Origin of the sequence: Microbacterium testaceum (genome assembly GCF_001476285.1) — a bacterium.
In the GTDB taxonomy this organism is placed as follows: Bacteria; Actinomycetota; Actinomycetes; order Actinomycetales; family Microbacteriaceae; genus Microbacterium; species Microbacterium testaceum_B.
The window spans coordinates 21870-35543 of record NZ_LDRU01000006.1 but is presented as its reverse complement, the minus strand read 5'-3'; the positions used below and the strand labels follow the sequence as shown (position 1 = coordinate 35543).

12 protein-coding genes are annotated in these 13674 nt (G+C 68.9%); 8 read left to right on the top strand and 4 right to left on the bottom strand.

The window, feature by feature from the left end; genetic code table 11:
* The first annotated feature begins 11 nt into the window (after positions 1 to 11).
* On the top strand, positions 12 to 1784 hold the full coding sequence (locus NS283_RS01755) for a sugar transferase (protein ID WP_241492167.1): 1773 nt from the start codon (positions 12 to 14) through the stop codon (positions 1782 to 1784).
* Between the two features lie 66 nt (positions 1785 to 1850).
* Here NS283_RS01755 and NS283_RS01750 read toward each other — a convergent pair whose 3' ends face one another.
* Positions 1851 to 3503, bottom strand: coding sequence for a polysaccharide biosynthesis tyrosine autokinase (locus tag NS283_RS01750; RefSeq protein ID WP_081317198.1), 1653 nt, complete (start codon positions 3501 to 3503; stop codon positions 1851 to 1853).
* 336 nt (positions 3504 to 3839) lie between these two features.
* Here NS283_RS01750 and NS283_RS19135 point away from each other — a divergent pair, with 336 nt between their 5' ends.
* Complete coding sequence (locus NS283_RS19135; RefSeq protein ID WP_058595161.1) at positions 3840 to 6311, top strand: LuxR family transcriptional regulator; 2472 nt, start codon at positions 3840 to 3842, stop codon at positions 6309 to 6311.
* A 33-nt stretch (positions 6312 to 6344) separates the two neighbouring features.
* Here the strand turns inward: NS283_RS19135 and NS283_RS01740 are convergent, their stop codons facing one another.
* Positions 6345 to 6548, bottom strand: a complete 204-nt coding sequence (locus NS283_RS01740) for a hypothetical protein (RefSeq protein ID WP_058595160.1) — start codon at positions 6546 to 6548, stop codon at positions 6345 to 6347.
* A 137-nt stretch (positions 6549 to 6685) separates the two neighbouring features.
* On the opposite strand from NS283_RS01740, the gene NS283_RS01735 reads away from it, so the two are divergent.
* Complete coding sequence (locus NS283_RS01735) at positions 6686 to 7450, top strand: ABC transporter ATP-binding protein (RefSeq protein ID WP_058595159.1); 765 nt, start codon at positions 6686 to 6688, stop codon at positions 7448 to 7450.
* On the top strand, positions 7447 to 8901 hold the full coding sequence (locus tag NS283_RS01730) for an ABC transporter permease (RefSeq protein ID WP_058595158.1): 1455 nt from the start codon (positions 7447 to 7449) through the stop codon (positions 8899 to 8901). Before NS283_RS01735 ends, NS283_RS01730 begins: the two co-directional genes overlap by 4 nt.
* Positions 8902 to 8903: 2 nt before the next feature.
* Here the strand turns inward: NS283_RS01730 and NS283_RS01725 are convergent, their stop codons facing one another.
* Positions 8904 to 9575 carry a DUF998 domain-containing protein gene (locus NS283_RS01725; protein ID WP_058595157.1) on the bottom strand — a complete coding sequence of 224 codons (672 nt, stop codon included), beginning with the start codon at positions 9573 to 9575 and terminating at the stop codon, positions 8904 to 8906.
* A gap of 535 nt (positions 9576 to 10110) precedes the next feature.
* On the opposite strand from NS283_RS01725, the gene NS283_RS01720 reads away from it, so the two are divergent.
* Together NS283_RS01720 and NS283_RS01715 are read left to right on the top strand one after the other, a co-directional pair.
* Positions 10111 to 11478: a hypothetical protein gene (locus NS283_RS01720; RefSeq protein WP_058595156.1), complete on the top strand. Its 1368-nt coding sequence runs from the start codon at positions 10111 to 10113 to the stop codon at positions 11476 to 11478.
* A 91-nt stretch (positions 11479 to 11569) separates the two neighbouring features.
* Positions 11570 to 11809, top strand: coding sequence for a hypothetical protein (locus NS283_RS01715; protein WP_058595155.1), 240 nt, complete (start codon positions 11570 to 11572; stop codon positions 11807 to 11809).
* Between the two features lie 12 nt (positions 11810 to 11821).
* Here NS283_RS01715 and NS283_RS01710 read toward each other — a convergent pair whose 3' ends face one another.
* Positions 11822 to 12193, bottom strand: coding sequence for a DUF7882 family protein (locus NS283_RS01710; RefSeq protein ID WP_058595154.1), 372 nt, complete (start codon positions 12191 to 12193; stop codon positions 11822 to 11824).
* A 93-nt stretch (positions 12194 to 12286) separates the two neighbouring features.
* Between NS283_RS01710 and NS283_RS01705 the strand changes: the two genes are divergently transcribed.
* Together NS283_RS01705 and NS283_RS01700 are read left to right on the top strand one after the other, a co-directional pair.
* Positions 12287 to 12832, top strand: a complete 546-nt coding sequence (locus NS283_RS01705) for a MarR family winged helix-turn-helix transcriptional regulator (RefSeq protein ID WP_058595153.1) — start codon at positions 12287 to 12289, stop codon at positions 12830 to 12832.
* Complete coding sequence (locus NS283_RS01700; protein WP_058595152.1) at positions 12829 to 13623, top strand: transglutaminase-like domain-containing protein; 795 nt, start codon at positions 12829 to 12831, stop codon at positions 13621 to 13623. Before NS283_RS01705 ends, NS283_RS01700 begins: the two co-directional genes overlap by 4 nt.
* The last annotated feature ends 51 nt before the right edge of the window (positions 13624 to 13674 follow it).

Below are 13674 nucleotides of genomic sequence, written 5' to 3'. Positions count from 1 at the left end.
AACATGTTTACATGCCGGGGCGCATCATCGACCTTCGCAGGTCTGCCGACGAGGCGCTGGTGAAGGATCCCCAGAACCGGGTGAGTGTTCAGGGGATCAGCGTCGACATCCTCCGCGGTGCCGCCAGGCCGCGAGGGTTCGCACGGCCGGTCATGCTCGTTCCTCGACACCAGCGACTTCACCCGGCCTCGAGTTCGATCGGCCGGGTCGAGAGCGCCCCCGGCGAATGGCACAGTTCCGAGGCCCGCCGCATTCCTCCCGACCCCGCGGCGGTCGCCTTCCCGGCCGTCGCCACCGTCAGTGGAGCATTCATGAACTTCGCCGCCTCAACCTTGACTTCACCTTCTTCCGCGCCACTCACGCTCCCCCGGAGTGCTCCGGGAACGCCGTGGGAGCGCCGTTACGCTCGGCTCCTCGTCCTCGTCGACACGGTCGTCGTGCTGGCCGCGGTCTTCGGGGCACAGCTGCTCTGGTTGGGACCTCATCCGATCGAGGTCAGCGCACTGCCCGTGAGCTACACGGCTGTCTCCGTTCTGCTCTCCGCAGCGTGGCTCGTGGCTCTCGCACTGAGCGGGAGCAGGCATCGTCGAGTCATCGGACACGGTATCGCCGAGCATCGACTGATCATCGGGGCATCGCTACAGCTGTTCGGCCTCATCGCGATCGGGGTCTACTTGGGAGGCGTCGACCTGTCGCGCGGCTATTTCCTCCTGAGCCTGCCGGTCGGCACCGCCGTCCTGCTCGGCATGCGGACGGCGTGCCGATCATGGCTCGTGCGCCGACGGCGACATGGCGCGATGACAACACGCGTGGTCCTGGTGGGCGGGCAACAGGAGAACTCCCGCGTCGCCGCCGAACTCCGACGTCGACCAGAGGTCGGCTTCGTCGTCGTCGGCGTACACGCCCTCAGCGACGACGCCCTCCGCAGCGGGTGGGACGGGCATCAGGCGCGCCTCCTCCGCGAGCGGCTCGAGGACCTCGACGCCGACAGCGTCCTGATCACCGGCAGCGCACATCTCGAACCGCAGGACATCCGGCGCATCGGATGGGGCCTGGAGCCGGGACGCGAGCACCTCATCGTCGCCCTCAATCTGGTCGACGTGGCGGGACCGCGCATCCACACGCGACCGGTCGCCGGTCTTCCTCTCGTGCACATCGAGACACCGCAGTACTCCGCCGCGCAACGAGTCCTGAAACGTGCGTTCGACATCGTCGGCTCGGCGACGCTGATCCTGCTCCTCTCGCCCGTCCTGCTCACCGTCGCCGCCCTCGTGCGGATGTCCGGCCCCGGGCGCATCCTCTTCCATCAACAGCGGGTCGGCCAAGGCGGAGCGCACTTCGGAATGCTCAAGTTCCGCTCGATGGTCGACGGTGCCGACGCGCGCCTACGTGAGCTGCTGGTCGAACAGGGAAGAGATGGGACGCCCCTGTTCAAGGTCGAGAACGACCCGCGTGTGACACCGATCGGAAGGTGGCTGCGCAAGTACTCCCTCGACGAACTGCCGCAGCTGTTCAACGTCCTTCGCGGCCACATGAGCCTGGTCGGGCCCCGCCCACAGCGTGATGCGGAAGTCGCGTTCTACGACGACGATGCGCGCCGGCGCCTCATCGTCCGACCGGGAATGAGCGGACTGTGGCAAGTCAGCGGTCGATCGGCACTCGCGTGGGACGACGCCATCCGACTCGATCTGTTCTACGTCGAGAACTGGTCGCTGGTGGGCGACATCGTCATCCTGGCGCGAACTCTCAAGGCAGTGGTCGCTCCCGGGGCGACGGCGCACTGACGACGGCATGAAGGAGGGCGCCGATCCGATACGGGATCGGCGCCCTCCTTCATGCCGGTGAGGAGATCACGAGCGACGACGGCGACGATTGTCAGCCGCGCCCTCCGGTGTGGCTCCGGACGCCGCGGCGACAGCCGCGCCCTGTTCACCCGCCAGTTCACCTGACTGCGCGGGAGCGGTCCTCTTCTGCGACAGAGTCCGCAGACCGCTGACGTTGTCGGGCGGGAGGTCCGAGCGGCGCCGCGGGCCGGGATCGCCCTCGATCTCGATGTCGCCATCGCGCGCTCGCCGCGAGCCGCTGAACCCTCCCCGCCGCCACCACGCGCGTTGCGGATCCGCGGGCACGTCATAGCCGTAGTACCCCCCGTATTGCGCTCCGTAATAGCTCGAATCCGCGCCTCGGAGTGGCATGCGGTTCAAGACGACGCCGAGCAGTCGACCCCGCGTCTTCTCGATGTTCTCCGAAGCGCGAACGAGCATGTCGTCCGTGGTGCGTCCGGCGGTGACGACGAGAACGGCACCGTCCGCCCAGCTCGCGATCACCGCGGCATCCGCGACGGCGAGCGTGGGAGGAGAGTCGATGACGACGATCATGTCGTCCGCGAGCCTCCGGGTGAGCTGCTGCATGCGCTGAGAGCCGACCATCTCCGTGGGGTTGGGAGGCGTACGACCGGCCGCGACGACGAAGAGGCGACCATGCTCATCGACCTGATGAGCCACCTGCTCGATGCGTGCGCGTCCGGCCAGCACATCCGAGAGGCCGACGTCATCCGAGAAGCCGAAGATCCCGCCCAGCACGGGGCGGCGCATGTCCGCGTCGATGAGGATCACGGACTGGCCGGTCGCCGCGATGCTCACCGCGAGATTCGCCGCGGTGGTCGACTTCCCATCGCCCGGGAGCGGGCTCGTGATCACGATGACCCGCGCGGGGTGGTCGACGTCGACGTACTGGAGGTTGGTGCGGAGCTCGCGCATCGCCTCCTTGTGTGCGAAGGAGCCCCGCCCGTCCCGGATGTCGTCGAACGAGAACACGGCGCGTCCGGATGCCAGTTCCTTCTCGACCGGCAGCACGCCGATCACGGAGGCGTCGACCGCCTCCGTGATATCGCGGACCGAGCGCAGGCGCCGGTCGAACGCGCGCCGCACGAGCGCGAAGACGATGCCCAGAACCGCTCCGCCGATGGCTCCGAGAGCCACGGCGAGTCGAACGTTCGGAGACGACGGCGACGTCGGGAGACGGGCGGAATCCCCCGCGATCAACTGGACCGCCCCCTCACCCGAGCCAGGGGATTGCAGGCCACTCACCTCCTTGGTCATGCCGCGGATCCACGCCTCCGCCAGGTCCCGCGCAGACTCCGGTGTCGGCCCGCTGGCCTGGACCTTCACGTTGACCGTGTCGACCGGGTTGGACACCTGGATGCGCTGCACCAGCGATTCCGGACTGTCCGTCAGGCCCAGATCCTCCCGGGCGGACTCTGCGACACTGCGCCAGTACCCCATGTCGATGAACGACTTGACCTTCGACAGCGCCAACTGGTCGCCGGCGAGAGCCGCCCCGGTGGAATTGTCGGAGGTCACCGCGGCCACGTAGCCGCTGGCATCCGCCGTATACACACGGGGCTGCAGCGCGCTCCAGCCCAGACCGACCAGGCCGCCGGCGACGGTCAGGGCGACGATCGCCTTCCAGTAGGCCCGCAGAACGCGAACCACCCGCTGCATATCCACTCGATCCCGCCTTTCGCACGCCCGGCGACGGGCCGCCGAGCCGGACGCAGCATAGGCAGACGCGAGGTCCACCCCTCGACGCCCCTCACCGGAAGCGCCCCGGGCGAGGAACCGACAAACACCGCCGCGCCACGCCCGACGGGGCGGAGAGTGTGATGCGGAGAGGGTGACGAGGGGATGACGCGGGGGATGAAAGACCCCCTCGCGTGAGGGGAGTCGAACGGATCACCCCCAATGATCAGCAGTGCGCGCCATCACGCGAAACACCGGACCGCCACTCCCTCAAGGCCGGAGGGAAGAGGGCGACGGTCACTGAGTTGGAGATACCCGATGCTGATCGACCTGGACACCTCACCCTCTCTCACGCGCGCCTCCCGCCGCGCGAGCCGATTCTGGACTCCTCGTTGCGACACGGTGACGACGTTGAAGGACGCCGTGACCAGCGATGTGGTGCTTCTTCGCGGCCCCGCCAGGGTCGGAAAGACATCGCTGCTCCGGCAGTTCGCCACCGCTCTCGTCGACGACCCCGAAATCGGAGTCCAGCTGATCGACGCCGCACAGATCACACCCGACAGGTTCGAAAGGGTCTCGGTGGCGTTCCAGGAGGGGCCTGCGCAGCACGTCCTCCTGGTCGACAACCTCACAGACAAGGACGGGGTGACGTCTGAACAGATCCTCGATCTCCTCCGCGCCGACGGTGATCTCCGCGTCGTCGCCGCCACCCGGCACGTCACCCGTCTCGAGAGCCCCCTGGTCACCCTCGAGTTCGATGTCCACGTGCTCCCGCCCGCTGATCTCTTGATGTCGCGCACCGAGCTCGGGCTTGTCTTCGAGCTCAACGGCGTCGAGATCTCGGATGCGGCTCTCGACGTCGTCATGACACGCACACACGGGTGGCCGGCCCTCGCTCAGCTCGTGAGCTCGCGGCTCCGCCTGGAGGGGCTTTCGCTCCGTAGCCGGGACGAGGCAGAAGCCGTCGCGGAGTATGCGAGTCGATCGCTGACCGGTGACATGGAACAGCATCTGACGACGCCGATCACCGACGACCTGCGCCTGCTCGCCGTCGCACCGTTCATCAACGTCGAGCTCGCGGAGGCGATCGGGATCGACTCCACCACCGCGACGACCCAGCAGCTGCTGTCGGAGTTGCAGGACGCGGGCTTCGTCTGGCCGAGTTCGACCCGCCTCGTCCTCGCGGAGCCCGTGAGAGCGCAGTGGCTGCGCGAGATCGAGGCCCGGCGCCCCGCCGAGGTCGAACAAGCGCGCGTGCGACTGCTGGAGCATCTCGTCGCGACGGGTGAGCCCCTGCGGGCGGCCCAGCTGGCCGCCGACGCCGGTCAATGGTCGACCCTCGCCTCCGTGCTGCGCTCATCCGGGCCCGAGGTGTGGGCTCGCGATGCCGAGAGCTTCCGGACACTGATCTCTGCCCTGCGCTCGCATGGCGGCTCCGACCCGATCGTCGTCGACACCCTTCTGACGCTCGACCCCGAGACTGTGACGTCATCCGAGACGCCGGTCGCCGTGATCAGCGCCCTCAGCAAGCTCCCCGAAGCCAAGGCTGCGGCGCACGGGCGGATCGAGGCACTCCTTCTCCGGGTGAGCCTGCTGCGGGCCGCCGGCCGCTTCGCGCTCGCCACCGAATCGGCCGCCCTGCTCGTCGACGCGCTTCGTCGTCGCCAGGACCTCGGAGCGGACATCGTGACGGAGGGCTGGTACCAGGTCGGCATGACGCACTTCGCGATGGGCAAGCTTCGCGATGCTTCCTTGGCGATCGGTCAGGTCGAGCGAACGGCACCGCCTGCCCAGAGGGCGCGCGCGCGTGGGGTCCTCGCGGTCATCGCGCTGCTGGAAGGCGATGTGCGTGCGGCGGAGTCCCGCATCGAGACCGCTCGAGCGGACGGATGGTTCGACACGCCGTGGGGGGAGACCCTTCGCTTGGCCTCCGCCTGGTTGTCGCTGGAACGCGGCGACGCACTCGGCGCTCGGACCATTCTCGAGTCCGTTCCGGCCACCGCATCGGCGCGCGAGCTGTGGCCCTACGCCGCCGCCACTCAAGCCCTCGCGTTGCTGCTCTCCGGGGCGGCGCCCGACGCGCTCGGGATGCTGCGGTCATGGGGCGTCCGTGCCCGCAGCACCCCGCCCTCGCACTTCCAATCCACGCAGATGCTCACGGCTCGCGCGAAGGTGCTCATCGCTCTCCGCCAGGCGCGGAAAGCGCTCGCGCTGTTCGAGGGTCCGTTCGGCCTGTCTTCGGCGACGGCTCCGGCCATCGCCCTGTCGCAGCTGTACGCGGGTCGCGCCCACGAGGCGTATGTCATGAGCGTGAAGTGGGGCATCCATCAGGAGTCCTCGCCGCGGGCTTCGCTCGAGAGCCTGGTGGTCAGCATCGTGGCCGACATCCGGTTGAACGGGTCTGCCGCGCAACGGAGCACGGTGCAACGCGCGGAGGCGATCAGCATCAGGAACGACCTCTGGACACCGTGGAGTGCGGTCGCTCCGGAAGACCGCGCGATGGTTCTCAGCGCTCTGTCCAGCGGCGCTCGCGAGAAGGTCCTGACTCGCGATTCATTCTTTGCATCCTCCGTCAGCGTCCCTCATCTCACCAAGAGAGAGCAGGTAGTCCTGGCCCAGTTGACGCCCGAGGCGACCATCGTCGACATCGCGCGCATCCTCGTCGTGTCGCCGAACACCGTGAAGACGCAGCTGCAGAGCCTTTACCGCAAGCTGGGAGTCTCCGACCGGGCCAGCGCCATCCGGGCCGCCCATGCCTGGGGCCTCATCGAGAGCGAGAACGAGGGGTGACGGCGTTCGCTGATCGCCGCCGACGCCCGTGCGTCAGCGGCGATCAGTGCGACGGCGATCAGCGCGACGACGGGCGCGTACGACGACGACGCGAACGAGCACGAGAAACAGGAGCGTGAGGACGACACCGGGAAAGGTGAGCGGCACACCCGCGCCGCGGAGCACGGCGAGCACGACGAGGAGTGCAGCGGCGGGGGCGACCCATCCGAGGATTCGCCAAGCCAGTCGTCGATTCACACGTCAACGCTAACGGTCCGCCGGTAGCGGCTCGCGTCCCGCCGTCGCGCCCCGTCACTCTCGAGGATGACGTTCCGACCACGAACTCCTCCGTCGAGCCGACGCGCTCCGACACGGGGATTTCTAGCGTGGGAGCCATGAACATTTCCCCGAGCGACGCCGGCTTCGCCGCCCGCGTCGAAAACCTCACGAAAACCTTCGGAGACGGCGCCAACACCGTTCGCGCGCTCGACGGAGTCTCGCTCACCGTTCGCCGCGGCGAGTTCGTCGCCGTCATGGGACCGTCCGGTTCGGGCAAGTCCACCCTCATGCACGTGATGGCGGGCCTCGATGCGCCCTCGAGCGGTCGGGCGTGGCTCGGCGAGCAGGAGATCACGGGCCTGTCCGACGCTGAGCTGACGGTCCTGCGGCGACGGCGCGTCGGCTTCGTGTTCCAGGCCTTCAATCTCGTTCCCACACTGACCGCGGCCGAGAACATCCGGCTGCCCTTCGACCTCGACGCTCGGCGCCCCTCGGCGACCGAGGAGGCACGGATCGCGAGTCTCGTCGACTCGCTCGGACTGTCGGCGCGGATGAACCATCGCCCGCACCAGTTGAGCGGCGGGCAGCAGCAGCGCGTGGCCATCGCCCGCGCTCTCGCCACGGCCCCCGATCTCGTCTTCGCAGACGAGCCGACCGGCAACCTCGACAGCAGGTCCGGGCGCGAAGTGCTGCAGCTGCTTCGGACAGCGGCGCGGGAGTTCGGTCAGTCGATCGCCATGGTCACGCACGACGCCGTAGCCGCGAGCCGCGCCGACCGAGTCGTCTTCGTGGCCGACGGTCGCGTCGTCGCCGACAAGCCCGGCCAGACCGCCGAGGAGATCTCGTCGTTCATGCTCCGCGCGGAAGGGGCTGCAGCATGACCGCCCCCGTCGCCACTCCCCCCGCCCGCCGGAGCGCTGCGGCCTGGTTGCGCGAGCCCGGCATGGGCGCCACCGTGCTGGTCGGCGCGATCTCGACGGCATTCGGTGTCGTCCTCCTCTCGGTCACGGAGTACGTCTCCACCCTCATCCGGACACAGCCCGGACTGGAAGGGGTCGAGGGGGTGCAGAGCGTGCTCACCATCGCGACGACCGTCCTGGTGGGCCTGTCGATCTACGTCGGCGCGGTGGTCACCGCGAACACCTTCGCCACCGTGGTGGCGGGGCGGACGCGCCGCATCGCGCTTCTGCGACTGCTCGGCTCCTCCGCTCGACGTGAGCGGACGGTCCTTGCTCGCCAAGGTCTCGTTCTGGGGTGCCTCGGTGCGGCGGCGGGGTTGACCGGCGGTCTCGTCGTCTCTCTCGTCGGACTGCGGCTCGCCTCGAATGCCTGGGGGCTGGACGTTCCGTGGACCGTTCTCCGTGCCGATCTCGCGGCTCCCTCGATCGCCGTCATCCTCGTCACCTGGGCAGCCGCATGGGTCGGTTCGCGGCGGGTTGGCGTCGTCACCCCCATCCAGGCGCTCTCGAACGCGGTGGAAGCGCCGCGTGAGCGGGTCGTCGCGCGACGCGGCCGTCATGTCACGGCGGCCGCGCTGGCCATCGTCGGGACGGGGCTGCTGGCGGTCGGTATCGCCGTGGGGGGAGTGTCGTCTTCGGGCATCCTGTTCAGCTTCGTCGGAGGGGCGCTCTCGTTCACCGGGATCATCCTGGGCGCCACTCTCTTCCTCCCGCCTGCGCTGCGTGGGGTGGGAGCGCTGTTCGGGCGGAGCGTGGTCGCTCGGATGGCAGCGGGCAACGCCCTGCGGCATTCGGAGAGGTCCGCGCGCATGGCAGTCGGCGTCGTCATGGGTGTGACCCTGGTGACCATGTTCGCCGTCGCGTCAGCCACCTCGACGCGTTTCTTCCACGTCGTCCTCGGCGAGGAGATCCCCGCCGAGCTCTCCCTCTCCGTCGACGTCTTCACCGGAGTGATGATGGGGCTGGTCGGGGTGTCCGCGGTCATCGCCGCGGTGGGAGTCGTGAACCTGCTGATCCTCGGCATCCTTCAGCGCCAGCGTGAGCTCGGCCTCCTTCGCGCTCTCGGGCTGTCCGTCCGGCAGGTCCGAACGATGGTGGTCTGGGAAGCCGCGCACGTCGTCGTCACCTCGGTCGTGATCGGCCTCGTCTTGGGAACGGTCTACGGCTGGGCGGGCGCGCAGTCCCTTTTCGGATGGATGCCGCACGCCGCCGGTTTCGCCGATGGCCCCGTGTTCGTCGCGCCGTCGATCCCGGCATCCACCATCGTCGTCATCGTGGCAGCGACGGCGGCTCTCACGATCAGCGCCTCGATCGTGCCTGCGCGCCTCGCGACCCGGCTGAGTCCGGTGAGATCCCTCGCGGCCCAGGTCTGAGGTCAGGACGCCGAGATGCGCTCGTCGGACGCCACCTGCAGGCCGAAGACCCCGAACCACGCGATCGCGAGCGTGGCAGCGGTGAACTCGAGGTTGCCGCCGAGGACCGTGTCGCCGCGGAAGAGGGAGATCATGGCGCCGGTGAACGACGTGGCTCCCACCACGACGAGCGTGGCCACGCTCGCGGCTCTCATCCACGGCCGACGCCGCAGCGCGGCCACCTGCGCCATCGCGATGATCGCGAGCACGAACCCCGTGACCGCGGAGGTGATGTGCACGAGGTCCTGCGGCAACGCGCCGGGGGTGAAGGGCACGGGGCAGCCCGGCGAACACGTCACGACGGAAGCGAGCGCGAAGCAGAGGCCGCACGCGACCAGGGTCGCGGCGACGGGCCACCCCGCCCGGTACGGCCGCGCACTGCCCACCACCGCGCGGTCGACGAGCACCGTGGCGACCGCCAGCAACAGAAGCGCCAGGTTGAAGACGGGGGCGGTCGACATCCCGGTCGCCCCCAGCTGGCTGACGTAGTGGACACTCGGATCCCACGAACGACACAGCCAGATCAGACCGGCGCTCGCGAAGGCAGCGATCGCACCCGCCGTGGCGACGAGGGCGGGGCGCCGGAGTCGGCCGCCGCCGGCGGTCGCCGCGGACAGCTCCGTCGTTCGGGTCATTCGGCTCTCCGCGCGTGGTCAGTGGCCCCGCAACATTACCGTGCACTCAGCCGCACCACCGATGCGCGGATGACTCATCCGTGGATCGCGGGTGATTTCCGCTCTGCCCCACCGAGGGATGCGTGCGGAGGCCGGATGCTGGTCAGGCGGGCAGAGCCTGCCGAACGCCTGCGTGCCGGGGGGCCGCATCGCGGTTGCGGCTCTGCCCGTCTCTCGCTCCGAGGACGCGGCGATGACGGTGAGGCTCTGCACTCTTCCAACGGGCGATTCACCGGGTGAGGAATGCCTCTTCCCGCGACGGACGAGCACCTCGACGTGCGATTCTCTTCGGGAGCGATCAGGAATGGTTCTCCCCCAAGCACCCTTTCTCATTCGGTCGCTCTCCTCGGATGCGCGGTCTCCGCACCACGGCACCCGGTCGCCGAGGCCGCGCATCCCCTTGGAACCTGCTCCGAGCTCTCCTGGGCGATCGCCCGCGTGGGGTTGAATCGAAGCGACGTCCGCGACGGGACGCCATACCGCGAGAGGACAGCCCGTGACCGACGACCGCGAGATCGCGAACGACCACCGAGACGACCGACGTGACGACACGGAGGTCGCCGGGACCGATGCCCTCCTCGACGAGCTGCTGTCCACCAGCGGCGAGGTCCAGGGCAACCCGGTCTTCCCCGTCGGCTTCCGGGGATACGACCGCGAGGCCGTTGACGAGGCGATCCGGCAGCTGGCCGAACGAGTCCGCCGAGCCGCGGAGGACACGCAGGATGCCAAGCGCCGCGCCGAAACGATGTTCGCTCAGCAGCGTGCCGAGCACGATGCCGAACTCGAGGAATCTGCCCGGAGGTACTCGGAAGAGGTTGCCAGCCTGCAGGAGCAGCTTCGCGCGGCTTCCGCGCGGGCCGCCGACGCCGAGTCTCAGGTGCATGCGCTGTCGGACGAGTTCGCGTCCCGAGACGATGACGATCCGCAACGGGGCCGTGAGCACTTCGACGCGATCCTCCGTGTCGCAGAGGAGCAAGCCGGTGTCCTCGTCCAGAACGCCGTCGCTCAGGCCGAGCGGCTCTTGGCGAGCGCCCACGACGAAGCCGCCTCGATTCGCGATGAGGCACTCGCCGAACAGGACCGTCTCCGGGCCGAGGCGCAACACGACGCTGATCAGGTGCGTCTGCGTATCGAGACCGAATCGACCGCCCACACCGCCCGTCTCGAGCGTGAGGGCGCACACGCCGCCGAGAAGGTCGCCCAGGCCGAGCGCGAGGCCGTCGCGATCCGCACCGAAGCGGAGAAGGGAGCGGCCGCTCTGCGCTCGATGGTGTCTCGAGAGACCGGGGAGCTCCGGGCGAAAGCGGAACGCGATGTGCGCGAGATGACCGCGCGGGTCCTCGAGTTCGAGGAGTCGCTGACCCGCCGCCAAGATGAGGCGCAACAGGAGTTCCTCGTCCTGCACAACCAGGCCGTCGCACACGCGGAGCGCATCACCGGCGATGCGAGCGAGCAGGTGGCCGCCGCTCTCGAGCACGCCCGTCGGATTTCCGCCCGTGCGGACGATTACGAACGCCTCGCCCGCGCTCAGGCGCAGCAGGTCGAGGCCGATGCCCAGGTGAAGGCCCGAGAGATTCTCGACACCTCCCGCGAACGCGCCCAACGCATCGCCGACAAGATCACCGAGCACGCGGCATCGGTCCTCCGGGACGCCGAAGACCGCACCCGCGACCTTCGGTGGCAGCAGCAGCAGCTCGGTAGCTTCATGTCCGAGATGAACGAACTACTCCGCGCCGCGCCGCGCGGCGGGTCCGCGGGGGCCGACTTCGGAGACGAAGAGTCCATCGGCGAGACCGCCGACGATGCGGCCGTTCCGTCGGGCAGGGAAGAGACAACCGCCGATGCGGAGAACGAGCGCAGCTGAGGCGAGCACCGCATGATCCGCCGATTGGATGGTCCCGCTACGCGGATGCGATCACGCCCGCTCTAGGCTGGGGGCAATCGAAGGGACCGGGATGGACAGTCGTCGATCGCGCCCGCTGGGCGCTGCCCTCAGTGCGCTCGCCGCCCTCGTCTTCGCGACGCCGACGCTGTTCCTTCCCGCTGACGCGCACGCCTCGGTGAAGCTGGTGTTCATCGTGGGCGGGTCCGCGCTTTTCGCGTTCGGTGTAATCCGCGTGCGCGCGGAGGGAGCAGAAACGCGAGAGCCGAAGGATGACCGCCCGCTCGACGGAGCCCCACCGCCGCCCGCGTAGGGCCAGAGGGCCTCAGGCGGCGCGAACCAGGGACCGCTGAGCCGACGAACGAGCCGGAGCTTTCGCGGGAGTGGTGGCCGGCTTGGCGTCGACCGTGACATCGAGGCTGAGGCCACGAGAGGAGTTCGCGTCGTTCGCGAGGCGCTTGAGCAACTCCTGGTCGAGGGACTCCGGCTGCTCGGAGTCGAAGACGAAACGCAGCGGAATCGCGGGCTGGAGCCAGATGGTGGATCGCCCGGCGGGCTCGTCGGCGCGGTGCGTCCAGGAGAGGGTGAAGCTCTCGCCGCGGCGAAGCTTGGTCGCGGCGACGACCTTGACGTGGGCGAGCATCCGGTCGTCGACCAGGATCGGCTCGGGGGTGGTTCCGTAGAACAGCTTCGCCATGATGTTTCCTCTCCTCGTTGCTTGGTTAGGAACTTACTAGGTAGACTAGCGAATAGGCAAGCGAGATATCAGGCAGATTTTCGGAGGACGTCAATGACCGGCATCGATGCGAGTCCCCCTTCCTACTGGTACAGCGACAGCACCGATGACGAGCGCGGAGCGCGTGTGATGGAGGCCCTGCGCGCCTATCGCGCCGCAGAGATGTCCATGCGGAGGCGAACCCAGGCGTCGATGTCGATGGGTGAGAACGAGATGCTCGTCCTCCGCTTCCTCACCCGACGGGGCCGCCAGCACCACGACGTCACGCCGATCGATCTCGCTCGCTATCTCGGGATCTCGACGGCGTCGATGACCGCTCTCCTGGATCGTCTCGAGAACTCCGGTCATCTCGAACGAAAGCCGCACCCGAGCGACCGACGGAAAGTCCTCATCGCCGTGACAGCGCACACCGAGAGCGACATGCGTCACGTGCTGGGAAACATGCACGCGCAGATGATGCTCGCGACCCATGGCATGAGCGAGACCGAGGCTGCGGCGGTCATCCAGTTCCTCGAGCGCATGCGTGGCGCCGTCGACGGCGTCGGAACGGCAACGGCTCCGATGGCTCACACGTCGGGAACCCCGGACGTGGCGGCATGACGACTCACGTCGAGTCCCACCTCGACCTGCGCGTCGACCACGCCACGGACGCGGTCTTCTCGCTCGCGGTCGCGCGAGGCTGGGCGCGGAGCGAAGAACTCACGTTCACCGTGGACGGCCGTCCACTCGCCGCGGAAGAGATCGCGGACGAGCACGGAACCCGCCTCCATCGAGCGACGCTCCCCGAGGGAGAGGTCGTCGTGCGGTATCGCGCCGAGGTCGAGCGGCCGACCGAGCCCGTGGCATCCGATGTCGTCGACCCGCTCCGATACCTCCGGCCGAGCCGGTTCATCCCGTCGGACGAGCTCGCCGCCACCGCCCTGTCGTGGTTCGGGGGCGCCACCCCCGCCGAGAGCGTGCGGAACATCCCCGACTGGGTCGCCGCGCACCTGTCCTACGTCCCCGGCTCGAGCGGCCCGACCGATACGGCGATTCACACGCTGCTTCTCCGGCAGGGCGTCTGCCGGGACTACGCGCACCTCACGGCGGGACTGCTGAGAGCGGTCGGCGTTCCCGCGCGACTCGTGTCGGTCTACGCTCCCGGCCTGAGCCCGATGGACTTCCACGCCGTCGTCGAGGCCTTCGTCGACGGCCGATGGGAGGTCGTGGATGCCACACGCCTCGCGCCCCGTCCCGAGTACGTCCGAATCGCCACCGGCCGCGACGCCGCCGACACCGCTTTCCTCACGACCCTCTCGGGCGCGGCCACGCTCGAGAACGTCGAGGTCCTGGCCGTGGCGGGCGGGGATCTGTCACCCGACGATCCGGCCGAGAGCGTGCTGCTGCCCTGAATCCTCCTCGCGGTGGAGTTCCCGCCGGCTCGGCCTCGCTACCGTCGAAGA

Coding starts and splice junctions, on each gene's coding strand:
- NS283_RS01750 (WP_081317198.1), bottom strand. CDS start 3,503: ATGCAGCGGGTGGTTCGCGTTCTGCGGGCCTACTGGAAGGCGATCGTC.
- NS283_RS01715 (WP_058595155.1), top strand. CDS start 11,570: ATGGACAGTCGTCGATCGCGCCCGCTGGGCGCTGCCCTCAGTGCGCTC.
- NS283_RS19135 (WP_058595161.1), top strand. CDS start 3,840: ATGCTGATCGACCTGGACACCTCACCCTCTCTCACGCGCGCCTCCCGC.
- NS283_RS01700 (WP_058595152.1), top strand. CDS start 12,829: ATGACGACTCACGTCGAGTCCCACCTCGACCTGCGCGTCGACCACGCC.
- NS283_RS01755 (WP_241492167.1), top strand. CDS start 12: ATGCCGGGGCGCATCATCGACCTTCGCAGGTCTGCCGACGAGGCGCTG.
- NS283_RS01710 (WP_058595154.1), bottom strand. CDS start 12,193: ATGGCGAAGCTGTTCTACGGAACCACCCCCGAGCCGATCCTGGTCGAC.
- NS283_RS01725 (WP_058595157.1), bottom strand. CDS start 9,575: ATGACCCGAACGACGGAGCTGTCCGCGGCGACCGCCGGCGGCGGCCGA.
- NS283_RS01735 (WP_058595159.1), top strand. CDS start 6,686: ATGAACATTTCCCCGAGCGACGCCGGCTTCGCCGCCCGCGTCGAAAAC.
- NS283_RS01705 (WP_058595153.1), top strand. CDS start 12,287: ATGACCGGCATCGATGCGAGTCCCCCTTCCTACTGGTACAGCGACAGC.
- NS283_RS01730 (WP_058595158.1), top strand. CDS start 7,447: ATGACCGCCCCCGTCGCCACTCCCCCCGCCCGCCGGAGCGCTGCGGCC.